Origin of the sequence: Streptomyces sp. NPDC058758, assembly GCF_042746075.1 — a bacterium.
Classification (GTDB): domain Bacteria; phylum Actinomycetota; class Actinomycetes; order Streptomycetales; family Streptomycetaceae; genus Streptomyces.
Map to the genome: position 1 here is coordinate 1 of NZ_JBHYPS010000050.1, position 26,321 is coordinate 26,321.

Here is a 26,321-nt window from a genome sequence, read left to right on the forward strand (position 1 = left end):
CGCTACGACAAGACCGCCACCATCTACCTCGCCGGACTCCACATCGCCGCCATCTTCATCTGGTCGGCGAGATGATCCGAAAGAAACTTCCTAGGTCGTCGATCAGCGTGCCGAGGACCGCAGGGTCGGCCGTCGGGGTGCGGGCGGTGGCCGCGGCGAGGTACATCTGCGCGGCGCGTTCGGGGTAGTAGCGGGCGAACACCTCGGCGGACCGGGTGAGGTCGCTGGTCCAGCCGCCCCAGCGGGGCATCACCAGGGTGAGGCCGCTGCGGACGAGGCGGCGGGCGACGGCGCGGCTGAGCCTCCTGCGCCGGGCGTCGGTGGCGTCGGCGGCGTACTGTTCGCGCCAGCGCGGCAGGGCCAGGCCGAGGTCCCCGTTGGTCTCGCGGGCGAGCAGGGGGGTGGGGCGGTAGCGGGGCAGGGCGGCGGCGAGGTCGTCGCCGAGCAGCGGGGTGCACAGGCAGGCGACGAACCACCCGAGGTCGTGGCGTTCGAGGTCGCTCAGCAGGGTGCCCGTGCCGAAGAGGAGGACGCCCACGCCGTCGATCTGCCCGAACGAGGCGTCGAGCGAGGCTTCGAGCGCGTCGGCGTCCGCGCGGTCGGCACGGGTGGGCTCCCGGTGCAGGGCGAGCAGCAGGTCGAGGTCGGACACGGCGGGGATCGCGGTGCCTCGGGGGATGCTGCCGTACAGGTAGGCGCTGTGCAGCCGGTCGTCGCCGAAGGTCTCGGCGATCAGCGCCCGTGCGGCGTCCACCACGGGGGTGAACTCCTCCGGGACGCGGCTCAGGGAGCCCTCCCGGGCGATGAATCCGTCGTCGTCCAGCCCTTCAGCGGTCATGCCTGAACCCTGCCGCACCTCCCCCGCCACGGGCCAACGGGTTTCGGGGCCCCCGGAGCGGCGGGGGCGGCGGGCCGCACCGGCCGGACCCTCCCGGGTGCCGGGGGCGGCCGGGGCTCCGGCGCGCCGTGCGGTCAGTAGCGGCGGGGGTCGTAGCGGCGCAGCCGGGCGGCCAGGGCCTTCTCGGTGGCGCCGAGCGCGGCGGCGATCTCCTCGTCGGTGTGCCTCCTCGTGGCGATGCGGGTGGCGTACGGGCCGTCGGTCTCCACGACGGCGTCCAGCGCGCCGACGATCCGCAGGGCGGTGAGGGGGTCGGTGTCCTCGATGGCGTCGAGGCGCTCGCGGATCCGCGAGATGAGGCGGGCGACGTCCTCCGGGAGCGGCACCGCCGCGGCGGCGATCTCGCGGGTGTGCCTCTGCCAGTCCCCCTCCGGGCCGGAGGTGTCGTAGCGGTGGGGCTCACGGTCCGGGACCCGCTTCCAGTCGAGCGGGTACGTGCCCTCGCCGACCCAGCCGCAGGCGCACACGGCGCGCATCCGGTCCGCCAGCGGGCGGCGGTTCACGCCGTCGTAGTACCACCAGTCCGTGAAGCGGGGGACGTACGCACCGCTGCCCGCGTCGATGTACACCGGGCCCGGCACCGTGCCGTCCTCCAGCAGCACCCCGACCTTGCCCACGTGCCCTTCCGCGCCGTCCGGTTCCCACATGTCCCCGCCTCCCGTTCCGTCGGGTCGGTACGGCCGCCGCGGCTCGTCGGCCGGCGGCGGCCCCTCGCCCCTACGGTGGCGGACGGTCCCGGGCGGCCGCAGCCGATCGTCCGCATATTCCACCGGCGAGTGACAACGGTTCCGGGGGTTGGGTCGGGTCACGGGCGCGGACGGGCGGGCGCGGCCTTCTCCAGTTCGTCGACGGTGCCGGACATGAGGGTCCTCACGTGCGCGGTGATGTGCTCCGGGGGCCAGTCCCACCAGGCCAGCGCGAGCAGGCGGGCGACGTCCTCCTCGCTGTGGCGGGTGCGCAGGAGGCGGGCCGGGTTGCCGCCGACGACGCCGTAGTCGGGGACGTCCTTGGTGACCACCGAGCCGCTGGCGACGATCGCGCCGTGCCCGACGCGGACGCCGGGCATGACGGTCACGCCGTGGCCGAACCAGACGTCGTTGCCGACGACGGTGTCCCCGCGGTTCGGCAGGCCGGTGAGCAGGTCGAAGTGGTCGGCCCAGGAGCCGCCCATGGTGGGGAAGGGGAAGGTCGAGGGGCCGTCCATGCGGTGGTTGGCGCCGTTCATGAGGAACCGGACGCCCGTGCCCAGGGCGCAGAACCTGCCGATGACGAGCTTCTCGGGTCCGTAGTGGTAGAGCACATTGCGCGTCTCGAACGCGGTCGCGTCGTCGGGGTCGTCGTAGTACGTGTACTCCCCCACCTCGATCAGCGGGGACGTGACCAGGGGCTTGAGCAGGACCACCCGCGGCTGGTCGGGCAGGGGATGGAGGACGGTGGGGTCGGCGGGGACGGGCACGGCGGGCTCCCTCGTGACGGGTGACGGGTGACGAATGACGGGTGACGGGCCGGGGCACGGGGCGGAGGGGGCGTGGGCGTGGGGCGGGCTCGGGCGGGGGCCGGCGGCAGGGGTGGAGTGCGCCGCTCGGGTCCGACGGTCGCCCCGGCTTCCGCCGGTCCCGGGCTTCGACCGGACGAAACGGCACGGCACGTGCCGTTCCTTCATCCGGCAGCCTGCCCAGTTCCCGGGACCCTGTCAAGAACGGCACGTGCCGTGCCGTTAATGTGGGGGCATGAGCCCTCCCCGTCGTCGCGGCCCGGACCTCACCGAGGCCATCATGCGCACCACCCTGGAACTCGGGCAGGAGCTCGGCTACGCCAAGCTCAGCATCGAGGCGATCGCCGCCAGGGCCGGTGTCGGCAAGCACACCGTCTACCGCCGGTGGCCGTCCAAGGGCGCCCTGCTGCTCGACTCTCTGCTCTCGCGCAGCGAGTCGGCCCTGGACTATCCCGACACGGGCGATCTCCGAGCCGACCTGCGCCGGCAGGTCCACGAGGCCGTCGAGCTCCTGGGGGGCGGGCCGCTCAGCCCCCTCTTCAGGGCGCTGGTCGGCGAGGCCCAGCACGACGCCGGTGTCGCCGCCGCGCTCAACGAGCGCTTCATCGCCCCGCAGGCGGACAAGACCGTCGCCCGTCTGCGGGCGGCGCGGGAGCAGGGTCAACTGGCGCCCGACTTCGACCTGGACCTGGCGATGGCGATCCTCTCCGGACCGCTGTACTTCCGTCTGCTGATCACGCGGGAGCCCCTGACCCCCGCCTACGTCGACCGCGTCCTCGACGCCCTCTTCGCCGGAATGGGACCGCGACCGTGAGGTGCGCCGCGCCGGCCGGGAACCGCCCGTGCGACGCGCAGTCCGCGGAGCCGCGCCTTCGCGGGGCCGGCGGCGCGTTCCCCGTCGGCGTGGGCGCGGACGCACCGCAGGCGCGTGTTGAAGACCGCGACGACGCAGGGCGCCCGTTCGAGGCACCGGTCGGCCGGCGGACCGTCCGGTGAGACGAGCGGCTCCCGCGCTCCGGCCCGGCCTCACGAAGGGCTGTTCCACGCCGCTCGGAACCGGGGCGGGAAGACGGCCGAAACTCTTTCGCACGGCTTCAGGAGCCCCCGGAGACCCGACGGCCTCAGCGGCTTCGGGGGCCTCGGCTCCGAAGTGTACGCCGGGGCGTGCGCCGGAGCCCCCACCGGTCGCGGGCCGCTGAGGGCCGCCCCGCGGACGGGCGGCGGCAGCGGCGGGCCCCAGCGGGAGTCGGGCGTCGCGAGCCGGGGCCGCTAGGCGTCCGCTCCCGCCCCCGCCTCCTTCGGCGGCGGTGCCGTGCTGTTCCTGACCACGAGGCTCGTCGCGAGTTCCAGGCGGGTCACCGAGGGCTCGCCGGCGCGCAGTCGGAGCAGCATCTGGACCGCTTCCTCGCCCATCGCGCGCAGCGGCTGGTGGACCGTGGTGAGGGCGGGGCTCGACCAGCGGGCGATCATCACGTCGTCGTATCCGACGACGGAGAGGTCCTCGGGCACGCGCAGGCCGCAGACCCGGGCCGCTTCGAGGACGCCGAGGGCCTGGAGGTCGCTGCCCGCGAAGATCGCGGTGGGCCGGTCGGGGGCGCGGAGGAGTTCCATGGCGTGCCGGTAGCCGCCTTCGACGTGGAAGTCGCCGTAGCGGACGAGTGCGGCGTCGGGGGCGATGCCGGCCATGTTCAGGGCCGAGCGGTAGCCGTCGAGGCGGGCGAGGGAGCAGAGCATGTCCTTGGGGCCGGTGACGATGGCGATGCGGCGGTGGCCGAGGTCGACGAGGTGGCGGGTCGCGGCGACGCCGCCGGCCCAGTTCGCCGAGCCGACGGACGGCACGTCCGGTTCGGGGTCGCCCGCCGGGTCGACGATGACGAACGGGATGGAGCGCGCGCCGAGTTGTCGCTTGACGGCGTCGGGGAGGGAGGAGAACACCAGGACCACGCCGATGGGCCTGCGCTGGAGCACCCCCTCGATCCAGTCGGCGGCCGGGGCGTGGCGGGTGCCGCTCTCCGTGAGGACGACGCTCGCCTGGTGCGCCTTGGCGAGGTTCTCCACCCCCCGGATCAGCTCCATCGACCACGCGCTGTCGAGTTCGTGGAAGACGAGTTCGATCAGCGGCGCCTCGCCGGCCGCCCGGGTGGTCCGGCGGTAGGAGTGCGCCTCCAGGAGGCGCTCCACCTTGCCGCGGGTGACCGGTGACACGTCCTGGCGGCCGTTGAGGACTTTCGAAACTGTCGAAAGCGATACGCCGGCTTCCTGGGCGACCTCCGCGAGCGTGATCCGCCGCGTGTCCTCGTCATCTCGCATCCGAGCAGCATAAAGCACGCTCCCCACCCCCGGACCAGATCACGCTTCGATAACGCACCCCCGGAGGGTTGACCGCTTCACGGCGGCGACCCTACCGTCCCGGGCATGAAGTTTCGGAAACATCACCGAAACTCTTTCGAAAGGTGAGAGCCGATGAAGCGACCCATACAGCTGCTGAGAACCGCTGTCGTCGGTGGAGCATCGCTGGCCATGACCCTCTCCCTCGCCGCCTGCGGCGGCTCCGGCGACGCCGCGGGGGACTCCGGCACGATCCACGTGCTGGTCTACGGCGACGCGACGAACAAGGTGGAGAAGCAGCTCGTCGACACCTTCAACAAGACCTCGAAGGTCAAGGCCGTCCTCGACACCATCCCCGGCGCCGACTACCAGTCGAAGCTGCAGACGATCATCAGCGGCAAGCAGGCGCCGGACGTGTTCTTCAACTGGGGCGGCGGCAGCATCAAGCCCTACGTCGACGCGGGCCTGCTGATGCCGCTCGACGACTTCATCGCCAAGACCCCGGAGCTCAAGTCCTCCTTCCTCCCCTCCGTCTTCAACACCGCGGTCGTCGACGGCAAGCCGTACGGCGTCCCCATGCGCGGCACCCAGCCCGTCCTGCTGTTCAGCAACGAGAAGGTCCTCAAGGACGCGGGTCTGAGCGCCCCGCGCACCTGGGACGAGCTGCTGGCCGCCGTCAAGACCCTCAAGGCCAGGGGCGTCACCCCGATCGCCCTGGGCGGCGGCGACAAGTGGCCGACCCAGATGTGGTTCCAGTACCTCTACGACCGGGTGGCGGGCCCCGAGCTCTTCCAGAAGGCCGTCGGCGGCGACAAGGAGGCGTGGGCGAGCGCCGACAGCCGGAAGGCGCTGGGCATGCTCAAGGAGCTGATCGACGCCGGCGCCTTCGGCACCAACTACGACTCGGTGAAGTTCACCGACGGCGGCTCCCCCGCCCTGCTCGCCACCGGCAAGGCCGCCTTCGAGCTGATGGGCTCGTGGGAGTACTCCACCCTCCAGGACGCCCACCCGGAGTTCGTGAAGAACGACCTGGGCTACGGCGCCTTCCCGACCGTCGAGGGCGGCAAGGGCGACCCGGCCAACGTCGCCGGCAACACCAACAACTTCTACTCGGTGCTGAAGAGCACCGAACACCCCGAGGCCGTCGCCGAGTTCCTGAAGCTCATGTACTCCGACGAGTTCGTCAAGGCCCAGCTCGCGGTCGGCAACCTGCCGACCACCACCAACACCGAGAAGTTCCTGGACACTTCGGCCAACCCCGCCTACTCCACCTTCCAGTACGACCTGGTGAAGAAGGCACCCGCCTTCCAGCTCTCCTGGGACCAGGCGTTCCCGCCGGCCGCCACGACCACGATCCACCAGGCCGTCCAGCAGTTCTTCAACGGACAGACGGACGCCGACGCCTTCATCGCCGCCATGCAGAGCCTGCCCGCGGCATGACCACCGGAACGACCGCCATGACTCCTGTCACCGCCCCCGCCGCGGACGGCGCCGGGAAGCCCGGGCCCCGGAAGCGGCCGGGCCGCCCCGGCACCGGGGTGGGCCGCCCGGGCTTCGCCTGGGCGGCGCCCGCCGCCGTCTTCTTCGGCCTGTTCGCCCTCGTCCCGCTCGCCCTGGTCGTCGTGCTCTCCTTCACCCGCTGGAACGGCCTCGGCTCCCCCGAGTTCGCCGGCCTGGAGAACTGGAGCAAGCTGCTCGACGACCCCGTGATGGTCAAGAGCCTCTGGCTGAGCCTGCTCCTCACCGTCCTCGGCGTCCTCGTCCAGACCCCCCTCAGCATCCTGCTCGGCGTCTGGGCCGCCGGCCACCAGCGCAACCGGGCCGTCCTCTCCGCGATCTACTTCGTCCCGCTGCTGCTCTCCATCACCGCCGTGTCCGTCCTGTGGCGGGCCGTGCTCGACCCCAACTTCGGCGTCCCCTCCCGGGCGGCGTGGCTGTTCGGCGACGGCAACCTCTTCGGCGCGCAGGCCAGTGCCCTCGGCGTCCTGGTCTTCGTCAGCACGTGGCAGTTCACGCCCCTGCACACCCTGCTCTACCAGGGCGCCGCGCGGGCCATTCCCCAGGTCCTCTACCAGGCCGCGCAGATCGACGGCGCCGGCCGGTACCGCCAGTTCTTCCACATCACCCTGCCGCAGCTGCGCAACACCGTCATCACCTCGACGGTCCTGATGGTGGTCGGCGGGCTCACCACCTTCGACACCGTGCTGATCCTCACCCAGGGCGGACCCGGCACCGACACCACGAACAGCGCCTACTACATGTACCAGAAGGCCTTCAAGAGCTTCGACTTCGGAGGGGCCTCCGCCATCGCGCTCCTCCTCGTCCTCGTCGCCACGCTCGTCTCCCTCGTCATGGTCAAGCTGAGCGGCTACGACAAGATGCGCAGCACCATGGAGGGCGTCTGATGCGGAAGCGTCCCCACTACCTCGCCGGATTCGGCTCGCTCGTCTGGCTGTTCGTCGTCGGCCTGCCGCTGTACGTGATGCTGGTCGCCACGTTCCAGACCCGGGCGGACTACGCCGCGAACGGGCCCCTCGGGCTCCCGACGAACCTCACCCTCGACAACTACGTCAACGACCTCGACGAGGGCTTCGCGCAGTACTTCCTCAACACCGTCGTCGTCACCGTCGCCGTCGTCGCCATCGTCCTGCTCCTCGTCCCGCCGCTCGCGTACGCCATCGTCCGCAGCGACGGCAAGGCCACGGGGAGGGTCTTCCGGCTCTTCCTGCTCGGACTGGCCATCCCGTCCCAGGCCGTGATCGTGCCGATGTTCTACCTCATCAACGAGGCCGGCCTGTACGACAACCTGCTCGGCGTCATCCTGCCGACCGCCGCCTTCGCCATGCCCGTCTGCACCCTGATCCTCTCCGGTGTCATGCGGGACATCACCCCCGAGCTGTACGAGGCCATGACCGTCGACGGCGCCTCCCCCTGGAGGATCTTCCGCGGACTGGTGCTGCCCCTCTCGAAGGGCGGTCTGTCGACGATCGTCGTCTTCTCCTCGCTCCAGGCCTGGAACGGCTTCCTGTTCCCGCTCGTGCTCACCCAGTCCTCGGAGAACAAGGTCATCACCATGGGCCTGTACGACTTCCAGACCGAGCACGGCGTCGACATCCCCGGGCTCCTCGCGGCCGTCGTCCTGTCCATGCTCCCCATCCTGCTCGTCTACCTGTTCGCCCGTCGTGCCCTGGTGCAGGGCCTGATGGGGGTCGGAGGAAAGTGACCGCCACCGTGGCAACAGAGCCCCAGTCCCCGCTCCCCGCCTGGAACGACCCCCGGCTGAGCACCGAGGTCCGCGTCGACGCCCTGCTCCGGGCGATGACGCTCCGGGAGAAGGTCGCCCAGCTCTTCGGCGTCTGGGTCGGGGCGTCCGACGAGGGCGCCGAAGTCGCCCCGCACCAGCACGACATGGAGGAGGCGGTCGACCTCGACGCGCTCCTCCCCGACGGCCTCGGCCAGCTCACCCGCCCCTTCGGCACCGTCCCCGTCGACCCCGCCGTCGGCGCCCTCTCCCTCCTGCGGACCCAGCGGCGGATCGCCGCCGCGAACCGTTTCGGCATCCCCGCCGTGGCCCACGAGGAGTGCCTGGCCGGCTTCGCCGCCTGGGGGGCCACCGCCTACCCGGTCCCCCTCTCCTGGGGAGCGACCTTCGACCCCGGCCTGATCCGCGAAATGGCGGCGGCCATCGGCCGGGACATGCGCGCCGTGGGCGTGCACCAGGGCCTGGCCCCGGTCCTCGACATCGTCCGCGACGCCCGCTGGGGACGCGTCGAGGAGACCATCGGCGAGGACCCGTACCTCGTCGGCACGCTCGCCACCGCCTACGTCCAGGGCCTGGAGTCCGCCGGGATCGTCGCCACCCTCAAGCACTTCGCGGGCTACTCGGCCTCCCGCGCGGGCCGCAACCTGGCACCGGTGGGCATGGGCCGCCGCGAGCTCGCGGACGTGATCCTGCCGCCGTTCGAGATGGCGGTCCGCGAGAGCGGCGTCCGGTCGGTGATGCACGCCTACACCGACACCGACGGCGTCCCCTCCGCCGCCGACGCCGACCTGCTCACCGGGCTGCTCCGCGACACCTGGGGCTTCACCGGCACCGTCGTCGCCGACTACTTCGGCATCGCGTTCCTCAAGACCCTGCACGGCGTGGCCGGCACCTTCGGCGAGGCCGCCGAGGCCGCCCTGACCGCCGGCGTCGACGTCGAACTGCCCACCGTGAAGACCTTCGGCGCCCCGCTCCTCGACGCCGTCGAGAAGGGCGAGGTCGCCCAGGACCTCGTGGACCGCGCGGTACGCAGGGTGCTCACCCAGAAGACGGAGCTCGGCCTCCTCGACCCCGACTGGTCCCCCGTGCCCGCCGCGCTGGCAGGCACCGACACCACCGCGGACCCCGAGACGCTCCGCGGCGCCGTCGACCTCGACCCGGCCGCGAACCGGGAGCTGGCCGCCCGGGTCGCCGAGCGTGCGGTCGTCCTCCTGCGCAACGACGGCACCCTCCCCCTCGACCCCGACGCCCCCCGCCGGATCGCCCTCATCGGCCCCAACGCCGACGAGCCGACCGCGGTCCTCGGCTGCTACTCCTTCCCCGTCCACGTCGGCGGACAGCACCCGGACGTCCCCCTCGGCATCGGCCTGCCGACGCTCCGCGACGCCCTCCTGGCCGCCTTCCCGTCCGCGGACCTCGTCTCGGCCCCCGGCTGCGGCGTGGACGACCCCGACACGTCGGGGATCGCCGGCGCCGTCGCCCTCGCCCGCGGCGCCGACCTCGTGATCGCCGCGCTCGGCGACCGCGCCGGCCTCTTCGGCCGCGGCACCAGCGGCGAGGGCTGCGACGCGGAGTCCCTGGCCCTCCCCGGAGTCCAGCAGCGGCTCCTCGACGCCCTCCTCGACACCGGCACGCCGGTCGTGACGACGCTCCTGGCCGGACGCCCGTACGCGCTCGGCCGGGCGACCGGCGAGAGCGCCGCGATCCTCCAGGCGTTCTTCCCCGGCGAGGCCGGCACCACCGCCCTCGCGGCCGTCCTCAGCGGGCGGACGGAGCCGAGCGGCCGGCTGCCCGTCAGCGTGCCCCGCCACCACGGCGCCCAGCCGTCCACCTACCTGGCCGCCCGCCTCGGCCAGGCGAGCGAGGTCTCCAGCATCGACCCGACGCCGGCCTACGGCTTCGGCCACGGGCTGACCTACACCACCTTCGCCTGGACGGACCTGGCCGTGGAGAACGGGACGGCGCCCACGGACGGGGCGTTCACCCTGGCCCTCACGGTCCGCAACACCGGCGCCCGCCCCGGCACGGAACTCGTCCAGCTCTACCTCCACGACCCGGTGGCCTCCGTGGTCCAGCCCGTCCAGCGCCTCATCGGCTACCACCGGCTGGACCTCGCCCCCGGCGAGAGCAGCCGTCTGCGCGTCACCGTCCCCGCCGACCTGGCCTCCTTCACCGGCCGCGACGGAGCCCGCCGCGTCGAACCGGGCGCCCTGGAGCTCAGGCTGGCCGCCTCCAGCACCGACCCCCGCCTGACCGCCGCCGTCACCCTCACCGGCCCGGTCCGCACCCTGGACCACACCCGCCGCCTGCACGCGGTCTTCGCGCCCCTCCGGACGGAGGCCACCGCCTGACCCGACGGAACGGCCCGGCCCGGCCCGCGTCCCACGGGCGGGGCCGGGCCGTTCCCGCCGTTCGAGGGCGGACGAATCGATTCCGCAACGGCCTTACGGGTGACGGCTGGACTACCCCGCCGCCACGAGGGGCAGCGCTCGCACGTACCGCCCACCCGTGCGAACAAGGAACCCCATGCGTCTTCGCTCCGCCCTCGCCGCCGCCACCGGCGCCGCCCTCCTCCTCGTCACCGCCCCCGGACCGGCCTCCGCCGCCGACGGCCAGTTCCGCTACACGTACCGGACGTCCGACGGGTACGAGGCGGTCGGCTTCCTCAACGACCCCGAGAGCGGCACCTGCATCAACGTCCAGGGGCCCGGCTCGGAGCCCGGCTCCGCCGCCTACGCCCCGAAGAACCGCACGAACGCGACGGCCGTGGTCTTCCTGGAGGCCGACTGCTCGGGGGACGCCTTCTACAGCCTGCGCCCGGGCGGCGGCGCCTCAGATCGCCTCCTCGTCCGGTCGGTCGTCTTCTCCTGACGGACACCGGGTGCGGCCGGCCCCCGGCCGGCCGCACCCGGCGGGGCTACGCTGGGGCCTCCCGGTCCGTGTCCGCCCCACAGCCCCTGTCAGGAGGACCCATGCGTCGCGGCGAGGTCTGGTGGGCCGTGTTCGACGAGCGGCGGCCGGTGGTGCTGCTCTCGGACGAGGAGCCGTCCGGCTTCCGGGCCGTGCAGGTCGTCGCTCCGGCGGGAGTCGACCTGGGCGACCTCGGCGTCGAGGTGCCCGTGGGTCCCCCGGAGGGACTGCCCTTCGACGGCGTGCTGCGATGGGCCTTCCCCCGCCCGGGCTTCACCCCGTGCACCTGGACGACCACCGTGACCCGCGACGACCTGACCGAGCGGGCCGGCGCGCTCTCCCCCGCCAGGCTCGACGCCGCGGAGGCGGCTCTCCGGCGCGCCGCGCGGCCGACGGAGTGGACGCCGACGGCGGCGGCCGGGTTCGACGCGCTGAAGACGGCCCTCCGTCGCGGAGCGGTCGACGGCTGACCCGCCGCCACCGTCTCCGCCGAGGTGACACGATGGCGCGGTGTCCGCATCCCTCCGCCCACTGTGGCTGCGCGGCGTCGCCTTCAACCCGGCGGCGCCCTCCGACGTCCTGATACGCCTGATGGACCGGACGGCCGGTGAGACCGGCCCGGCCATGTGCCAGGGGCGCGACCTGCCCGCCGCCGCGCTCGACGCGGCACTGCGCCATCCGGACCGGACCATCCGCGGCGCCCTCGCCCGCAACCACCACGTCGACCCCCAGGCTCTCGTCCCGTTGGCGAAGGACCCGTCGGGGCTCGTCCGCGCGTGGCTCGCCGACGGCCCCCGCCCCCGGGCGCCCCGACGGGTCCGGCCGCTCCCGGACGAGATCCTCGTGACCCTGCTGACCTCCGAGGACGGCGGCGAGGACGGCCGGGTCACGGCGAACGAGATCGTCGGGGGGCTCGACGGGTCCGGCCAGGTACCCCTGTCGTTCCGCCACTCCCTGGCCGACCGCGAGCACCCCGGGCTCCGGAGGCAGGCCACCTGGGGCTGGGGTTCGCTCCCCCCGGAGCAGCGGGCGAAGCTGCTCGACGACCCGGACCCCACCGTCCGCCGGTCGGCACGGGAGCACAGCTGGGTGCTGGACCCGGAAGAGGTGGAGGCCAGGCTCCCGGGCTACGAGGCGCGCGGGTGGGGCTTCGTGTTCGGCGAATGCGCGCTGACGCCGGCGCTGGTCGAGCGGTGCTTCGGCGAGGACCTGCTGCTGTTCGCCCTGGCCGGGAACCGCCACGCCCCGCACGACGCCGTCGCCCGGCTCGCCCGCCACCCCGAGGCGAGGTTCCGCGCGCTGGTCGCCACCCGGCCCGACCTGGGGCCGGAGCTGGTCGCGGAGTTGAGAGAGGACCCGCACGAGGAGATACGCACGCGCGCACGCGTCCAGTCCTTCTCGCGCACCTGGGCGGAACACGACGTGATCGGCAGGATCGTCGGCCACGGCCGGGACTGCACCTGCCCGATCACCGAGTTCGCCCCCGAACCGCCCGCCGAGTGGTTCGCCGCCTGCGCGGCGTCCGAGGAGCCGGTGCTCCGGCGGGTCGCGGCGAGCTGGCCCGGCCTGCCCGCCGCACTCGCCGCGCCCCTCGCGCGGGACGAGGACGAGGAGGTGCGGATCCGGCTGGCCTGCCACCACCCCCTGGCCCCGCCGCGCCTCCTCCTGGACGTCTTCGTCGCCCATCCCGTCCACCGCCCGCACCTGCTGACCCTGCCCGCGTTCCCCCGCACCGGCACGGCCCACCTCGTCGGCCACCCGGATCCGCAGGTGCGGGCCGTGGCCGCGGGCGATCCCGCCCTGTCCGACCCTCCGGTGACGGACTCCGACCCGTCGGTGCGCCGGGCGGCCGCCGCCAACCCGGGGCTGTCGCCGGAGGTCCTGGAGATCCTCCTCGCCGACCCGGACACCGCGGAGGGGGCCGCGGCCAACCCGTCGCTCCCCGTCGCCCGCATGCACGCCCTCCTCGACGACTGCCTGGGCGGCACCGCCCCCGCGTGAGGCCGGAGTCAGCCGGTGCGCACGGCGGTCCCGGGGGTCTCGGAGCGGAAGCCGTGCCCGAGTTCGGGCGCGAGCCCGTGGTAGTGCCGGAAGTTGTAGATGAGCGGGCTCCACACGCCCGGGTCGACGTGCTGGGTGCCGGGGACGACGATCCGCTCGTCGGCGTGGACGCGGAGCACCTCGCACTCGACGGAGAAGAAGCTCCCCTCCCCTCCCGGGGTCAGCGCGACGGCTCTGGCCTCCAGTTGGAGGGGGGCCTCGGCGACCCTCGGAGGCCGGACGAGGTGGGAGGGCCGCGGGCTCAGTCCGGCGGCGGCGAACTTGTCGGGCTCGTACCGGTACGCCGCCCGCTTGGCCTCCGGCACCGGGTCGGCGCCGGTGAGCGGCGCCAGGCGCTCGACCCGCTCCCAGAGTTCGGGCGGGGGGAGGCTGATCACCAGCTCGGGCCGCTCCGCCAGGTTCCGCACCGTCCGGCCCTCGGAGCCGAGGCCCAGGACGACGCGCTGTCCCAGGGCCCAGGCGGAGGAGACGGGGGCGAGGTTGAACGTACCTGAGGGGTTCTCCGTGGTGAGCAGGGCCACCGGCGTGCCGAAGTAGAGGATGCTCGGGCGGATCACCCGGTGGGTGTCGGTCGTCGTCATGCGGAGAACGCTAGGCGCGGAACCCTTCGGCCGGCGCCGAAGGAACGGCGGCGGGCCGCCTCGGGGCCGGGTCAGCAGGTGACCCAGTAGCCCGGGGAGGTCTGCTTGAGGGTGCTGGTGACCAGGACGTTCCACAGGCCGAGGTTCTGCTGGGAGCCGTTGGCGTAGGTGTAGCCGCCGGACTGGTGGGCGCGGTCGGCCGTGGTGTGGGCGTAGTTGCTGGCGGTCACGCAGACGGCCGCGGCTCCGGTGGTGGTGGCGTCGACGGCGGCGCTCCTGGGGCCCGCGGTGCCGGTGGCGTCGACGGCGGCCACGGCGTAGCCGTAGGTCGTGCCGGCGGTGAGTCCGGGGTCCGTGTAGGAGGGGGTGGTGACCGGGGCGCCGTTGGCCTTGGTGCCGTCGCGGTAGACGTCGTAGGAGGCCGCGCCGGCGACCGGCGTCCAGGACAGGGAGGCGGTGGTGTCGGTGGTGCCGGTGACGGCGAGGCCGGCCGGCGCGGGGAGCGTCGGGGCCGGGGTCGTGGTGGTCGCGCCGGCGCCGAGCGCCTTGGCCATGTTCGTCACGGCCGTCATCTGCGGGCCGCTCTTCTGGGCGTAGTCGGCGGACTTGTAGCCCCACCAGTCCCAGCAGCCGCGCGGGTTGCCGGTCATGGTGGTGGTCTGCGGGTAGAGCACGACGAGGTCGTTGGTGTCGGCGTACTCGTTGAGGTACGCCTTGTCCATGAGGGCGTTGCCGACGAGGCCGAAGTACTGGTAGCAGCCGTGGAGGGTGACCATCAGCTTGCAGGAGGCGCCGTTCCGGCAGGACCGGGGGACGTAGGCGAAGCCCTCGTCGCCCATGCCGATGGCGCTCGGGTTCCCGCCGGGCGCGTACGCGCCCTGGTCGAAGCGGACCAGTTCGCCGGTGAGGGCCGCCGTGCTCGCGGGCTTCACGCTGCCGAGCAGGTGGGTCAGCATCTCCTTCACCGGGTCGCCGCCGCAGTTGTTGACGTAGGGGGAGCTGGTGGAGGTGCAGGAGTTGGGGCCGATGGGGCTGACCCAGGCGTGGCCGGACGCGGACGTGTTGCGGTAGACCACGTCGGCGCCGAGGTCGCGGTAGTAGGTGGCGAGGTCGTCGTTGACGGGCGCCTTGACCGTGCTGTCGTTGGTGCCGTGGAACAGCCAGACCTTGTCCCCGGACAGGTTGGCGACCGGGTCGACCTTGCCGGCCGCGGCCCGGTCGCGGGTCAACTGCTCCAGCTGGGCGGGGGTCTTGCGGGCCATGAAGGTGTCCATGCACCCGTACAGGGCGGTGTTGAGGTTGTTCTGCGCGCAGTCGTAGGGGCCCGCCGAGAAGATGCCGGCGCCGTCGAAGACGTCGGAGTAGGCGACGTGCAGCTGGTTGGCCATGAACCCGCCGGACGAGAGTCCGCTCACGTACGCCGCGTCGATGTCGTACTGCCGCAGCGAGCCGGTGGTCGGCTCCGGGACGGCGGCCGTCGCGCCGCCGGTCGTCGTGGCGGCGATGCCGACGGCCGCGAGCACGGCGGCGAGGAACGTCCTGATCTTCATTCGCGTCTCCAGGAGGGGTGAGGGATGGCGTCATCCTGGGGAACGACCGGGGCCGCGGCCCACGTGTCGTCCCACCACTTCCACGGGCGGGGTTGTGTCGCGCCTTGCCATGGAAGGGGAAGGATCAGGCCGTCCGGCCGGGCGCCTCCGGTGCCGGGGCGGGTGCCCCGGGGGCCGCGCGGGACAGCCGGTGGAGGCGGAGGGCGAGGTGGATCTCCAGGGCGCTGTCGGGCGTGTTCCAGTCGGGGCCGAGGAGTTGGGCGACGCGGTCGAGGCGCTGGACGACCGTGTTGACGTGGACGTGGAGGGCGTCCTTGGCGCGGGCGAGGCTCGCTCCGTGGTCGTAGTAGGCGTGCAGGGTGCGGACGAGTTCGGTGCCGCGCTCGGCGTCGTAGGCGAGGACGGGGCCGAGGACGCGGTCCACGTACGCGGCGATGTCCGCGCGGTCTCCGAGGAGGACGCCGACGAAGCCGAGGGCGGCGGCGTCGGCGCCCTCCCCGGTGCGGCCGAGGGCGTGCAGCGCCGTCAGGCACCGCACGGCCTCGGCGTGGAGGGCGGCGTGCCGGTCCGGGGCGGTGCCGGGCCCGGCCGTGCCCACGGTGACCGGTGCGCCGGTGCCCCGGGCGAGGCCGGCGGCGAGGTCGTGGGCGAGGGTACGGGCCCGGTCGCACGGCACGAGCAGGACGGTACGGCCCTGGCGCGTGCCCGCCAGTCCGCCGAGTCGGCGCGCCACGCGGCCGGCCTCCGCGGCGAGCCGGGAGCGCAGGGCGGGCTCGCAGTCGGCGACGGCGACGGCGTGGGGGCGGGCGAGGTCGACGCCGAGGCGCCGGGCGCGCAGGGTGAGGCTGCCCGGGTCCCAGCGGGCCGAGGCGGCGGGGCCCGCGAGGAGGTCGTCGAGGAGTTCGCCGCGGACCCGGTCCTCGGTCTCGGCGACCGAGCGGCGGATCAGCAGCAGCATCGCCGTGACGAGCGCCGAGCGTTCGAACAGGCGCCGGTCCGCCTCGGGCAGGTCTCCCCGGCCGGTCAGCACGATGCTGCCGAGGGGTTCGGCGCCGGCGAGGACGGCGCAGGTCCACAGGCCGTCGGCGCGCACCGCGCGGCCCTCCGTGCGCGAGGCCGCCAGGCCGGCCGGGGAGGGGGTCACCGGCGCGGTGCCGACGCGGGCGAGCTCGCTGCCGTCGGTGTCGTGGACGGCCACTCCCCCGCCGAGCAGCGCCGCGATCTCGGCGGCGACCTCGTCGGTGCCCGCTCCGCGCAGCACCAGTTTCGACAGCCGGTCGTGGGCGTCGGACGCCTGGTGGAGGGCCTCGCCGTGGGCGCGGGCGGTCGCGTTGGCGGCTTCGAGCCGGGCGAGGGCGGTGCGGGTCTCGTCGAGCCGGCGGGCGCTGTCGATGGCGACGGCGGCGTGGTCGGCGAGCGAGGCGAGGAGGGCGATGGCCTCGGGGGTGAACTCGCGGGGGGTGCGGTCGGCCGCGAACAGGACGCCGATGACCTCCCCGCCCAGCCGGAGCGGGACGCCGAGGATGCCGCGCAGCCCCTCCTCGGCGACGCCGTCGTCGATGGGGCCGGTGTGCCGGTAGCGGCGGTCGGTGCGGTAGTCCGTGCTCGCGTACGGGCGGGCGGTCTGGGCGACCAGGCCGCCGAGGCCCTCTCCCATGCCGAGGCGGAGCTGCTGGAAGGCCGCCGAGACGGACCCCTCGGTGACCCGCATGAACGTGTCGTGGGCGGCGGGGTCGTTGAGCGTCAGATAGGCGACGTCCGAGCCGAGCAGCGTACGGGCCCGCCGGACGATGGCGCGCAGCACGGCGTCGAGGTCCCGCAGCCCGGCCAGGTCCCCGGCGGTGTCGTACAGCGCGACCAGTTCCGCCTCCCGGCGCCGGTACTGGTCGAGGACCCGTCGCACCGCCAGCGCGGCCTCGCAGGTCTCCTCGATCCAGGCCGCCTCGGCCGGGGAGGCGCCTCCCGCCCGGGCCCGGGCGGGCTGCGCGGCGAGTTCCTCTCCGGGGGCGCCGGAGGCCAGGAGGTCGAGCATGCGGCGCGCGGCGGCCTCGGTGGGCGACGGTCTGCGGGTGTCGGCGCGACGGCCGGCGGTCATGGGGCCTCCTGACGGACGGGCGGTGCGGGTGGTGCGGGTGAAGACGGCGGCGCGGGTGGTGGCGGGACGACGCTGCCGGCCGCCGTCATCAGCCCGTGATGACGGCGGCCGGGAGCGGTCCGTGCGTCCGGCGCGTGCGCCGGACGCCGGGGGGCGCGTACCTCGGTGCTACGCCCGGTCGCCGGCGGCCACCGGGGCCGGCGCGGTCCGCTCCTCCCGGCCGTCGCGGGCGAGGTCGCGGCCGAGGGTCTCCCGGGTGACGGCCACCGTGAGGGTGGTGACGACGGCGGCCGCGCAGAGGTAGAGGGCGATCGGCGTGGAGCTGCCGTAGTCCTTGAGCAGCTCGACCGCGATGATCGGGGCGAGGGCGCCGGCGAGGATGGAGGCCAGCTGGGAGCCCATGGAGGCGCCCGAGTAGCGGACCTTGGTGTCGAACATCTCGGAGATGAACGCGGCCTGCGGCCCGTACATCGCGCCGTGCAGCAGCAGACCGGCCGTGACCGCCAGGGTGATCACCACGAACGACTTCGAGTCGACGAGCCCGAAGAAGACGAACGCCCACACCGCCATGCCCGCCGAGCCGATCAGCGTGACCGGGCGGCGGCCGAGCCGGTCGGAGAGCGCGCCCCACAGCGGGATGGTGACGAAGTGGACGGCCGAGCCGATCAGGACGGCGTTGAGGGCGGTGCTCTTGGGGAGTTCCAGGTGCACGGTGACGTACACGAGGAGGAAGGAGGTGAGGATGTAGTACGAGATGTTCTCGCCGAAGCGGGTGCCGATGGCGGACAGGACCTCGCGCCAGCTGCGCCGGAAGACCTCGACGACCGGCGCCTCCTCCTTGGCGCCCGCCGCCGCGGCGGCCTCCGCCCTGGCCTGGGCCTCCAGGAACACCGGGGACTCGGAGACCGAGACGCGGATCCACAGGCCGATCATGACGAGCAGTCCGGAGAGCAGGAACGGGATGCGCCAGCCCCAGGACTGGAAGGCGGCGTCCGACTGGACGGCGGCCAGCAGGGACAGGACGCCGGTGGCGAGCAGGTTGCCGCCGGGGGCGCCGGCCTGCGGCCAGGACGCCCAGAAGCCGCGGTGCTTGTCGCCGCCGTGCTCGGAGACGATCAGGACGGCCCCGCCCCACTCGCCGCCCAGGGCGAAGCCCTGGACGAGGCGCAGCACCGTCAGCAGGATCGGCGCCCACACGCCGATGGACTCGTAGGTGGGCAGCAGGCCCATCGCGAAGGTGGCGCCGCCCATCATCAGCAGGCTCAGGACCAGCAGCTTCTTGCGGCCTATCTTGTCCCCGAAGTGGCCGAAGACGATGCCGCCGAGGGGGCGGGCGGCGAACCCGATGGCGTACGTGATGAAGGCGATCAGCGTGCCCACCAGGGGGTCGGCGCTGGGGAAGAAGAGCGTGTTGAAGACGAGCGCGGCGGCCGAGCCGTAGAGGAAGAAGTCGTACCACTCGATGGTGGTGCCGATCAGGCTCGCGGCGACGATGCGGCCGATGCGGCCTCTCGGCTGGGTGGTGGTGTCGGACATGGGGTCACCGGTTTCGCGTACGGAGGGGACGGGGGTGAAGGAGGAAGGGGACGGGGGGGAAGGGGGAGGAAGGGGCGGGGGAAGCGGGTGTCAGCCGGCGGTCCAGCCGCCGTCGAGCGGCAGGGACGTTCCCGTGAGGTAGCCCGAGTGGGGGCCGCACAGCCACAGCACCGCGGCGGCGACCTCCTCGGCCTCCAGGAGTCGCTTGACGGGCGAGCGGGCCAGCATGACGTTCGTGAGCACGTCGCCCTCGCTGATGCCGTGCGCGGCGGCCTGGTCGCGGACCTGGCCCTCGACCAGCGGGGTGCGGACGTAGCCGGGGTTCACGCAGTTGCTGGTGACCCCGTGGGGGGCGCCTTCGATCGCGGCGACCTTGCTCAGGCCCTCCAGGGCGTGCTTGGCGGCGACGTAGGCGGACTTGTAGGCGCTGGCCCGCAGGCCGTGGACGCTGGAGACGTTCACGATCCGGCCCCAGCCGCGGGCGTACATGTGCGGCAGCGTCCTGCGCATCAGCAGGAACGGGGCGGTGACCATCACCTTCTGGAGGAGTTCGAACCGGTCCGGCGGGAACTCCGTGAGCGGGGCCACGTGCTGGAGGCCGGCGTTGTTGACGAGGATGTCGGCCTCGGTGGGCAGGAGGTCGATCGCGTCCGGGTCGGCGAGGTCGGCCACGTGTGCCCGGCCTCCGGCGGTCTCGGCGACGGCCTTCGCCGCGTCGGCGTCCCGGTCCACCACGTGGACGAGGGCCCCCGCCCGGGCCAGGGCGAGGACGCAGGCCCGGCCGATGCCGCTGCCGCCGCCCGTGACCAGCGCGGTGCGCCCGCTCAGGTCGTTCGCGGCGGCGGGTGACGGCAGCCGGTCCGGCGTGGGAAATGTGTGCGTCATGGGCCGAAACAGTAGGGAGGGCCTCCCGTCCGGCCCATGGACGAGTCCGCCACACTGTCGGGCGGTTCCATGGTGTCGGACACCATGGGCCGCTCCGGCGAGGGGTCCCGGGGGCTCAGGACGGAGCGCCGGCGTCCTTCGCCGTGCCGAGGGAGCACGCGTTCGCCAGGGTCACGGGGTCCTGGCCGACGGGCTGTGCGACGGTGCCCGAGGCGGGCGGGCGGTGACCGGCGGAGAGCCAGTCCTCCAGGGCCGTGAAGGCGGTGCGGTGGCAGGGCGTGAGCGGCCGGAGCCGGTCCGGGAAGGCGTCGACGAGGGAGTCGGTGTGGGTGCCGCCCTCGATGCGGTAGTAGCGGTGCAGCCGGCCGCGGCCCGCCTCGCGCACCATGCGGGCGTAGACGTCGGAGTCCTCGCCGATCGGCAGCAGGACGTCGAGGGTGCCGTGCAGGGTGATCAGGGGCTTCCCGATCCGGCCGGTCAGGGCGATCTTCGCCACGGCCTGCCGGACCTCGTCGGGGCGGGCCGCGTAGTCGTAGTCGGCGTCGCAGCCGGGGGTGCCGGGCGGGCAGTACGGGGTGCCCGCCTCGACCGGGCCGTCGAAGCCGGGGTCCAGCTCCTCGCGGTAGATGCGCTGGGTCAGGTCCCAGTAGACCTTGTGGTGGTACGGCCACAGGAACTCCGACCCGGCGGGGAAGCCGGCGGCGTGCAGCCGCTCCCGCGCGGCCTCGGCGCCCTCGCCGCCGGCCGCGTACACGGGGTAGGCGCGCATCGCCTTCGGCAGGAAGTCGAGCAGGTTGGGGCCGTCGGTCCTCCAGAGAGTGCCCTCCCAGTCGACGCCGCCGTCGTAGAGCTCGGGGCGGTTCTCCAGCTGCCAGCGCACCAGGTAGCCGGCGTTGGACAGGCCGGTGACGAGGGTGCGGGCCGGAGGACGCCGGTAGCGCTGGGCGAGGGTGGCGCGGGCGGCCCGGGTCAGCTGGGTGACCCGGTCGTTCCACTCGGCGATGGCGTCGCCGGGGGTCTTGCCGTCGCGGTGGAAGGCGAGGCCGGTGTTGCCCTTGTCGGTGGCGGCGTACGCGTACCCCCGGGCCAGCACCCAGTCCGCGATGGCCCGGTCGTTGGCGTACTGCTCGCGGTTGCCCGGGGTGCCGGCCACGACGAGGCCGCCGTTCCATCGGTCGGGCAGGCGGATGACGAACTGGGCGTCGTGCTGCCAGCCGTGGTTGGTGTTGGTGGTGGAGGTGTCGGGGAAGTAGCCGTCGATCTGGATCCCGGGGACCCCGCTGGGGACCGCCAGGTCCTTCGGCGTCAGCCCCGCCCAGTCGGCCGGGTCGGTGTGGCCCGACGCGACGGTGCCGGCCGTGGTCAGTTCGTCCAGGCAGGCGGTCTGCTGGTGTGCGGCGCCGGGGACGCGGAGCTGCGCCTGGCGGACGCAGTGGCCGACGGGAGCGGCGGAGGCGGTCGTCGCGGGGACGGTGGTGAGGGTGAGGGCGGTCAGGGCGACGGCCGCCCGGGCGCGTCGGTGCCAGGGGCGTGGTGAGGGACGGGAAGCGGGACGACGGCGCATCGGTGCGCACCTCCGGGCTCGCGGGGTGGAGAACGGGACTCGCGGGAGGCTATGCCGACGGCCGGCGGCCGGACATGGCTGCGCGGCCCACCGTCCACGGTCCGCCGGTGGGCGCCGGCACCACTGCCCCGCGGGGGTGAGGGGGACGGCGGTGCGGGGGCGGGGCCGGTGGCGGGCCGGGGACGGGGCACGGCACGGGGAGGCGGTGGGGGCGGTGGTCGCCACCATGCCGGAGGGGGGTGGTGTGGGGAATACCGCCATGGCCGGTCCCGGCGCCCGCTGCCTAGGCTCCGTGCCTGTCGCTGCTATCGGCACCGGTTCCGGCCCGCGAGGTCGTCCGGCTGCCTGAGGGAAGGGATCCGCATGGGTCTGGACAAGACGGTCGCGAGCGCGGCGGAGGCGGTGGCCGACATCCCCGACGGGGCCTCGCTCGCCGTGGGCGGCTTCGGGCTCTGCGGGATACCGGGGACGCTCCTCGACGCGCTGTGGCAGCGCGGGACGGAGGGCCTGCGCGTCGTGTCGAACAACTGCGGCGTCGACGACTGGGGCCTCGGCCTGCTGCTCGCCGCCGGACAGATCTCCCGGATGACGAGCTCGTACGTGGGCGAGAACAAGGAGTTCGCCCGCCAGTACCTGAGCGGGGAGCTGGAGGTCGAGCTGGTCCCGCAGGGCACGCTGGCCGAACGGCTGCGGGCCGGCGGCGCGGGCATCCCCGCCTTCTACACGCCAGCCGGCACGGGGACGCAGGCCGGCGAGGGCGGACTGCCGTGGAGGTACGCCCCCGGGGGAGGGTCGGTCGCGGTCGCGTCACCGGCCAAGGAGACGCGGGACTTCGACGGGCGCCCGCACCTGCTGGAAGAGGGCATCACGACGGACTTCGCGCTGGTCCACGCCACCGTCGGCGACCGGCACGGCAACCTCGTCTTCCGCTCCTCGGCCCGCAACTTCAACCCGCTGGCCGCCATGGCCGGACGGGTCACCATCGCCGAGGTCGACCACCTCGTCGAGCCGGGCGAACTGGACCCCGACGAGGTCCACCTCCCCGGGATCTTCGTCCAGCGCGTGGTGCGGGTCGTCCCCGGCGACCCCGCCGCCGAACGGCGCGTCGAGCGCCGTACCGTCCGACAGGAAGGCGACGTCTGATGGCCCTCACCCGCGAGCGGATGGCGGCCCGTGCCGCCCTGGAACTGACCGACGGCAGCTACGTCAACCTCGGCATCGGGCTCCCCACGCTCATCCCGAACCACCTCCCGCCCGGCATCGAGGTGGTGCTCCAGTCCGAGAACGGCATCCTCGGCACCGGCCCCTACCCCACCGAGGACGAGATCGACCCCGACCTCATCAACGCGGGCAAGGAGACCGTCACCGTCCTGCCCGGCGCCTCGTTCTTCGACTCCGCCCTCTCCTTCGGCATGATCCGCGGCGGCCACATCGACACCGCCGTCCTCGGCGCCATGCAGGTCTCCGCCAGCGGCGACCTCGCCAACTGGATGATCCCCGGGAAAATGGTCAAGGGCATGGGCGGCGCCATGGACCTCGTCCACGGCGCCCGCAGGGTCGTCGTCCTGATGGAACACACCGCCAAGGACGGCACCCCCAAGCTCGTCGACACCTGCACCCTCCCCCTCACCGGCCGCGGCGTCGTCCAGCGGATCATCACCGACCTCGCCGTCGTCGACGTCACCCCCGAAGGCTTCGTCCTGGCCGAACTCGCCCCCGGCGTCACCACCGACCAGGTGGTCGCGGCCACCGCCGCGCCCCTCCGCGTCCGGGTGTGAGCAACGGCGAGCGCGAGGCGCGGCATCTCGTGCGGCTCGTGCTGCACGGCTTTGCCGACGCCGGCGTCCGCAGCGAACGCGGCGGCGTGCTCGACGACCTCGCGGTTCGAGTGGCCGGCGTGTGCGGAGCACCCGTGCGGGGGCGGCACGCGTGTGCGTGCCGCCCCCGCCGGTGGGTGCCGGGATTCAGTTGAGGGTCAGGAAGGAGCCCGCCCCGTTGCCGTACTCGATCCAGGCGCCGGACCGGGTGTCCGCGGGGAGGCCGGACCAGGCGGCGGTCAGGTCGGTCGGCACGCCGGGGGTGACGCGGACCCGGTCGGGCGTGACCGTGACCCTGCCGGTGGCGGGGCTGTCCGCGGTGATGTGGTTCGCCTGGTAGGTGTACGGGGTGACGGTCTCCCCGTCGGCCCCCATGGCGACCAGGGACACGAAGAGGGCGTCGGCCGTGGGATGCGGCACGGTGATGGTGACCACTCCGTCGCTGTCGGGGACGGCGATGTGGACGTCCTGGAGGACCCCGCCGACCTTGTTCCCCCACAGGACGCCCGTGATCGTGTCCGCCGCCGCGTCGAAGCGGACCGTGATCTGCGACGCCTTGGCGCCGGAGGGGATCTCGGCGTCGTAGGAGATCTGCTGCATCTGGGTCAGGGTGCCCTCGGTGACCGGCGAGGTGACCGGTCCGTAGGCGGTGGCCGTCAGGGTGCTGGTGGCCGGGGTGACCTGGAACTCGGTCGAGCCTCTGGAGCCGGAGCCCTTGACCTCGGCGGGGGCGCGGACGATCTGCGGGGTGACGACGATCGGGCTGCGGACGGCGGTGCGGCCGGAGGTCCAGGTGAGGGATCCGGTGTCGACGCGTCCGGCGGGCGCGGTGGTCACGTCCAGGGTGACGGTGAAGGTGCGCTTCTGGCCGGGGCGGCTGAAGTGCAGTACGGACGGGCTCACGGTGGCCCTGATGCCGGGGAGGTCCACCCGGGCGCGGTAGGTGCCGGCCGTGGTCGCGGTGACGGTGCGGGTGACGGTCTGCCTGCCGAAGAGGTCGCCGATGGCTATGGACGGGTAGTTGAGGTCGCTCGGGTCGATGGCCTTGACGCCGCTTCCGGTGTCCACGCCGGAGCCTTCGAGGTACGCGAGCCAGTCCCGCTCGCCCGAGTCGTAGACGAGTCCGGGCCGCAGCATGGCCCGTGCGTCCACCTCGCCGGCGCCCTGCGCGAAGGCGTCGCCGCTGTTCTCGCCGTCCGGGGTCTTCGTCGGGGTGGCGGTGGTCATCATGGCCGACTTGATGCTCATCGGGGACCAGGTGGGATGCTCCGAGAGGTGGAGCGCCGCCAGGCCGCTGATGTGCGGGGTGGCCATGGAGGTGCCGGAGTAGTAGTCGAAGTCGCGGCCGTGGTTGCCGTCCGGGGACACGGCCGCGAGGATCGTGACGCCGGGCGCGGTGATGTCGGGCTTGAGCAGGTCGCCGTTGCCGACGAGCGAGGGGCCGCGCGAGGAGAAGCCGGCCACCTGCGGGTAGGCGTCCGAGGCGCCTCCCCCGGTGAGGGTGGCGGTGGCTCCGCTCGTGGCGGCGTAGGCGCGCACGGGGGCCGCGGCCGCGTGGCCGAGGTGGACGGCCGGCACGCTGTGCAGGTCGCCGTCCGTGCTCTCGTCGCCGGGGTTGACCAGGACGAGGCCGATGCCGCCGGCCCGCTTGACCTCGGCGGACTTGTCGGCGCGGCCGTTGAAGCCCCGTTCGCAGACGACGATCTTCCCGGCCGTGCGGGCGGGGTCGAGGGAGTCCGGCATGCAGTGGTCCGCGTAGACGTCCACGGTGTCGGGGACCCGGACCGCGGAGCCCCGGACGAGCGGGGCGGGGCCGACCTGCCGATGGACGGTGGTGCTGATGCCGGTGTGGCCGGAGCCGTTGCCGAGGGTCACCGTGCCGGTGTGCGACTTGACGGTGCCGGCGGCGACCGTGGTGGTCCAGGGCGCGGTGTTGGAGAGGCTGGACGCGCCCGGGCCGGAGTTGCCCGCGGCGGTGGCGACGAAGACTCCGGCCGCGGCGGCGTTGCGGAGGGCGACCTGCGCCGGGTCGTCGTACGCGCTTTCGGACGCGGCGCCGAGCGAGTAGTTGACGACGTCCACGCCGTCGGCGACGGCCTGGTCGATGGCGGCGACGATGTCGCTGGTCAGGCCGCCGTCCGCCTGGCCGTCCTTGCTCTGCCAGAGGGCCTTGTAGACGGCGATGGTGGCCGCGGGGGCCACGCCGGAGACGGTGCCGAGGTCCTCGCCGCCGGCCGTGGCGCGGACGTCGGCGTTGCCGGCCGCGGTGGCCGCCGTGTGGGTGCCGTGGCCCTGGCTGTCGCGCGGGGAGACGTATCCGGCCCGGTTGGACTCCGGGACGGCGTCGAGCCACGCCCTGCCGAAGTAGCGGGCGCTGATGACCTTCTCGTTGCAGGCCGCGGCGGTGAAGCTGTCGCCGGTCTGGCAGGTGCCCTTGAAGGTGGCGCCGTCCGCCTTGTGCATCACGGTGGTCGTGCCCACGCGGTAGGGGCGGTGACGGTCCTTCGGGCCGGGCTTGCGGGAGCTCAGGGCCGGGGCGTCGAAGGAGGGGTTCTCGGGCCAGATGCCCGTGTCGATGTCGCCGATGACGATGCCCTTGCCGGCTTCGGCGGTTCCGCCCAGGGCCTTCCACAGCCCCTTGCGGCCGGAGAGTCCGAGGAAGTCGGTGGAGTTCCGGTCGTCGGTGGCGTGGTGGAAGCGGTCGGGGGCGATGTGCACGACGCTCCCCGTGCGGGCGAGGCGCACCAGTTGGCGGGCGTCGAGCCGGGCGCTGAAGGTGTTGGTGGTGACCGCGTAGTGCTGCCGGACGGTGGCGCCGACCTTCCCGGCGACGCGGGTCTGCTGGTCCGTCAGGTGGGTGCGGTACCGCTTGGCGGCGTCCGATGCGACATCGAGCTTGCCGCCCTCGGCGGGCTTCGTGGCGGGGAGGTCGCCCACCCCTCCGTCGTAGGTGACCAGGGGCTCGTCGGCGAGGGTGACCAGGTAGGTGCCCGTGGCGGATTCGGTGACCGGAGCGGCGGCGGGGTCGGCCGTGGCGCTCGTGGCGAGGGGAAGGCTGAGCGCGGCGAGGGCGGTGGTGAGCGAGCCGGCCAGGGCGGCTCGCCGGTTGCGCGGTGTTCTACGCGGCAGGAGTGACACGGACTCTCCTCATGGATCTCCACGCACGCCGGAGAGACGAGCGTGGGGGCTCGCCTGCGGCGTGCGCTGGGGGTGGGAATCTCCGAACCGTCTGGCACCGGGGGTGGCTGACGGGTGGTCCGGGATGAGTGAACGCCGCGCGAATACCGACTGTCCAGATAATGTGATGGCGTCTTTGGCGTGGTGACCGAACGCGCCACG

At 73.6% G+C, this 26,321-nt stretch carries 21 protein-coding genes; 10 read left to right on the forward strand and 11 right to left on the reverse strand.

Features of this window, described 5'->3' with window-relative positions; genetic code table 11:
• Positions 1-55 precede the first annotated feature (55 nt).
• From ACFW6A_RS34945 to ACFW6A_RS34955, 3 genes are all read right to left on the reverse strand, one after another.
• Entirely contained in the window at positions 56-838 is a 783-nt protein-coding gene (locus ACFW6A_RS34945; RefSeq protein WP_386645602.1) for a nucleotidyltransferase, read from the reverse strand.
• Between the two features lie 134 nt (positions 839-972).
• Positions 973-1,545: a hypothetical protein gene (locus ACFW6A_RS34950; protein WP_386645605.1), complete on the reverse strand. Its 573-nt coding sequence runs from the start codon at positions 1,543-1,545 to the stop codon at positions 973-975.
• Between the two features lie 158 nt (positions 1,546-1,703).
• Positions 1,704-2,354, reverse strand: a complete 651-nt coding sequence (locus tag ACFW6A_RS34955) for a CatB-related O-acetyltransferase (RefSeq protein ID WP_351850267.1) — start codon at positions 2,352-2,354, stop codon at positions 1,704-1,706.
• A 274-nt stretch (positions 2,355-2,628) separates the two neighbouring features.
• On the opposite strand from ACFW6A_RS34955, the gene ACFW6A_RS34960 reads away from it, so the two are divergent.
• On the forward strand, positions 2,629-3,207 hold the full coding sequence (locus ACFW6A_RS34960) for a TetR/AcrR family transcriptional regulator (protein ID WP_386645608.1): 579 nt from the start codon (positions 2,629-2,631) through the stop codon (positions 3,205-3,207).
• Positions 3,208-3,662: 455 nt separating this feature from the next.
• Here ACFW6A_RS34960 and ACFW6A_RS34965 read toward each other — a convergent pair whose 3' ends face one another.
• The gene (locus tag ACFW6A_RS34965) at positions 3,663-4,703 is read right to left on the reverse strand and encodes a LacI family DNA-binding transcriptional regulator (protein WP_386645611.1); all 1,041 of its coding nucleotides are present in this window, start codon (positions 4,701-4,703) and stop codon (positions 3,663-3,665) included.
• A 153-nt stretch (positions 4,704-4,856) separates the two neighbouring features.
• Between ACFW6A_RS34965 and ACFW6A_RS34970 the strand changes: the two genes are divergently transcribed.
• From ACFW6A_RS34970 to ACFW6A_RS35000, 7 genes are all read left to right on the forward strand, one after another.
• Positions 4,857-6,161: an extracellular solute-binding protein gene (locus tag ACFW6A_RS34970; protein WP_351850258.1), complete on the forward strand. Its 1,305-nt coding sequence runs from the start codon at positions 4,857-4,859 to the stop codon at positions 6,159-6,161.
• On the forward strand, positions 6,158-7,126 hold the full coding sequence (locus ACFW6A_RS34975) for a sugar ABC transporter permease (RefSeq protein ID WP_351850257.1): 969 nt from the start codon (positions 6,158-6,160) through the stop codon (positions 7,124-7,126). Before ACFW6A_RS34970 ends, ACFW6A_RS34975 begins: the two co-directional genes overlap by 4 nt.
• Positions 7,126-7,944 (forward strand): carbohydrate ABC transporter permease, encoded by an 819-nt coding sequence (locus ACFW6A_RS34980; RefSeq protein ID WP_351850256.1) that lies wholly within the window; start codon positions 7,126-7,128, stop codon positions 7,942-7,944. Before ACFW6A_RS34975 ends, ACFW6A_RS34980 begins: the two co-directional genes overlap by 1 nt.
• An 8-nt stretch (positions 7,945-7,952) precedes the next feature.
• Positions 7,953-10,334: a beta-glucosidase gene (locus ACFW6A_RS34985; protein ID WP_386645614.1), complete on the forward strand. Its 2,382-nt coding sequence runs from the start codon at positions 7,953-7,955 to the stop codon at positions 10,332-10,334.
• 175 nt (positions 10,335-10,509) lie between these two features.
• Positions 10,510-10,854, forward strand: a complete 345-nt coding sequence (locus tag ACFW6A_RS34990) for a hypothetical protein (RefSeq protein WP_351850252.1) — start codon at positions 10,510-10,512, stop codon at positions 10,852-10,854.
• Between the two features lie 101 nt (positions 10,855-10,955).
• Positions 10,956-11,363: a type II toxin-antitoxin system PemK/MazF family toxin gene (locus ACFW6A_RS34995; protein WP_386645617.1), complete on the forward strand. Its 408-nt coding sequence runs from the start codon at positions 10,956-10,958 to the stop codon at positions 11,361-11,363.
• Positions 11,364-11,403: 40 nt separating this feature from the next.
• Positions 11,404-12,894, forward strand: coding sequence for a hypothetical protein (locus ACFW6A_RS35000; RefSeq protein WP_386645623.1), 1,491 nt, complete (start codon positions 11,404-11,406; stop codon positions 12,892-12,894).
• Between the two features lie 8 nt (positions 12,895-12,902).
• Here the strand turns inward: ACFW6A_RS35000 and ACFW6A_RS35005 are convergent, their stop codons facing one another.
• The 6 genes from ACFW6A_RS35005 to ACFW6A_RS35030 all read right to left on the reverse strand — a co-directional run bounded on the left by ACFW6A_RS35005 (position 12,903) and on the right by ACFW6A_RS35030 (position 21,165).
• Positions 12,903-13,535, reverse strand: coding sequence for a flavin reductase family protein (locus ACFW6A_RS35005; RefSeq protein ID WP_386481320.1), 633 nt, complete (start codon positions 13,533-13,535; stop codon positions 12,903-12,905).
• Positions 13,536-13,606: 71 nt separating this feature from the next.
• On the reverse strand, positions 13,607-15,085 hold the full coding sequence (locus ACFW6A_RS35010) for a fibronectin type III domain-containing protein (RefSeq protein WP_386645626.1): 1,479 nt from the start codon (positions 15,083-15,085) through the stop codon (positions 13,607-13,609).
• Positions 15,086-15,209: 124 nt separating this feature from the next.
• Positions 15,210-17,180: a GAF domain-containing protein gene (locus ACFW6A_RS35015; protein WP_351850244.1), complete on the reverse strand. Its 1,971-nt coding sequence runs from the start codon at positions 17,178-17,180 to the stop codon at positions 15,210-15,212.
• A gap of 168 nt (positions 17,181-17,348) precedes the next feature.
• Positions 17,349-18,716, reverse strand: a complete 1,368-nt coding sequence (locus ACFW6A_RS35020; protein ID WP_351850243.1) for an MFS transporter — start codon at positions 18,714-18,716, stop codon at positions 17,349-17,351.
• Positions 18,717-18,806: 90 nt separating this feature from the next.
• The gene (locus tag ACFW6A_RS35025) at positions 18,807-19,601 is read right to left on the reverse strand and encodes a 3-hydroxybutyrate dehydrogenase (protein WP_351850242.1); all 795 of its coding nucleotides are present in this window, start codon (positions 19,599-19,601) and stop codon (positions 18,807-18,809) included.
• Between the two features lie 115 nt (positions 19,602-19,716).
• The gene (locus tag ACFW6A_RS35030; protein ID WP_386477968.1) at positions 19,717-21,165 is read right to left on the reverse strand and encodes a 3-hydroxybutyrate oligomer hydrolase family protein; all 1,449 of its coding nucleotides are present in this window, start codon (positions 21,163-21,165) and stop codon (positions 19,717-19,719) included.
• 363 nt (positions 21,166-21,528) lie between these two features.
• On the opposite strand from ACFW6A_RS35030, the gene ACFW6A_RS35035 reads away from it, so the two are divergent.
• Together ACFW6A_RS35035 and ACFW6A_RS35040 are read left to right on the forward strand one after the other, a co-directional pair.
• On the forward strand, positions 21,529-22,308 hold the full coding sequence (locus tag ACFW6A_RS35035; protein WP_351850240.1) for a CoA transferase subunit A: 780 nt from the start codon (positions 21,529-21,531) through the stop codon (positions 22,306-22,308).
• A complete protein-coding gene (locus ACFW6A_RS35040; RefSeq protein WP_386477966.1) occupies positions 22,308-22,943 on the forward strand; it encodes a CoA transferase subunit B in 636 nt (211 codons plus the stop codon). The genes ACFW6A_RS35035 and ACFW6A_RS35040 overlap by 1 nt, the downstream gene beginning before the upstream one ends.
• Before the next feature lie 186 nt (positions 22,944-23,129).
• On the opposite strand, the gene ACFW6A_RS35045 is transcribed toward ACFW6A_RS35040, so the two are convergent.
• Positions 23,130-26,120, reverse strand: a complete 2,991-nt coding sequence (locus ACFW6A_RS35045) for a S8 family serine peptidase (RefSeq protein WP_386645630.1) — start codon at positions 26,118-26,120, stop codon at positions 23,130-23,132.
• Between the last annotated feature and the right edge of the window lie 201 nt (positions 26,121-26,321).

Coding starts and splice junctions, on each gene's coding strand:
- ACFW6A_RS34945 (WP_386645602.1), bottom strand. CDS start 838: ATGACCGCTGAAGGGCTGGACGACGACGGATTCATCGCCCGGGAGGGC.
- ACFW6A_RS34950 (WP_386645605.1), bottom strand. CDS start 1,545: ATGTGGGAACCGGACGGCGCGGAAGGGCACGTGGGCAAGGTCGGGGTG.
- ACFW6A_RS34960 (WP_386645608.1), top strand. CDS start 2,629: ATGAGCCCTCCCCGTCGTCGCGGCCCGGACCTCACCGAGGCCATCATG.
- ACFW6A_RS34965 (WP_386645611.1), bottom strand. CDS start 4,703: ATGCGAGATGACGAGGACACGCGGCGGATCACGCTCGCGGAGGTCGCC.
- ACFW6A_RS34970 (WP_351850258.1), top strand. CDS start 4,857: ATGAAGCGACCCATACAGCTGCTGAGAACCGCTGTCGTCGGTGGAGCA.
- ACFW6A_RS34975 (WP_351850257.1), top strand. CDS start 6,158: ATGACCACCGGAACGACCGCCATGACTCCTGTCACCGCCCCCGCCGCG.
- ACFW6A_RS34980 (WP_351850256.1), top strand. CDS start 7,126: ATGCGGAAGCGTCCCCACTACCTCGCCGGATTCGGCTCGCTCGTCTGG.
- ACFW6A_RS34990 (WP_351850252.1), top strand. CDS start 10,510: ATGCGTCTTCGCTCCGCCCTCGCCGCCGCCACCGGCGCCGCCCTCCTC.
- ACFW6A_RS34995 (WP_386645617.1), top strand. CDS start 10,956: ATGCGTCGCGGCGAGGTCTGGTGGGCCGTGTTCGACGAGCGGCGGCCG.
- ACFW6A_RS35005 (WP_386481320.1), bottom strand. CDS start 13,535: ATGACGACGACCGACACCCACCGGGTGATCCGCCCGAGCATCCTCTAC.
- ACFW6A_RS35010 (WP_386645626.1), bottom strand. CDS start 15,085: ATGAAGATCAGGACGTTCCTCGCCGCCGTGCTCGCGGCCGTCGGCATC.
- ACFW6A_RS35015 (WP_351850244.1), bottom strand. CDS start 17,180: ATGACCGCCGGCCGTCGCGCCGACACCCGCAGACCGTCGCCCACCGAG.
- ACFW6A_RS35020 (WP_351850243.1), bottom strand. CDS start 18,716: ATGTCCGACACCACCACCCAGCCGAGAGGCCGCATCGGCCGCATCGTC.
- ACFW6A_RS35025 (WP_351850242.1), bottom strand. CDS start 19,601: ATGACGCACACATTTCCCACGCCGGACCGGCTGCCGTCACCCGCCGCC.
- ACFW6A_RS35030 (WP_386477968.1), bottom strand. CDS start 21,165: ATGCGCCGTCGTCCCGCTTCCCGTCCCTCACCACGCCCCTGGCACCGA.
- ACFW6A_RS35035 (WP_351850240.1), top strand. CDS start 21,529: ATGGGTCTGGACAAGACGGTCGCGAGCGCGGCGGAGGCGGTGGCCGAC.
- ACFW6A_RS35040 (WP_386477966.1), top strand. CDS start 22,308: ATGGCCCTCACCCGCGAGCGGATGGCGGCCCGTGCCGCCCTGGAACTG.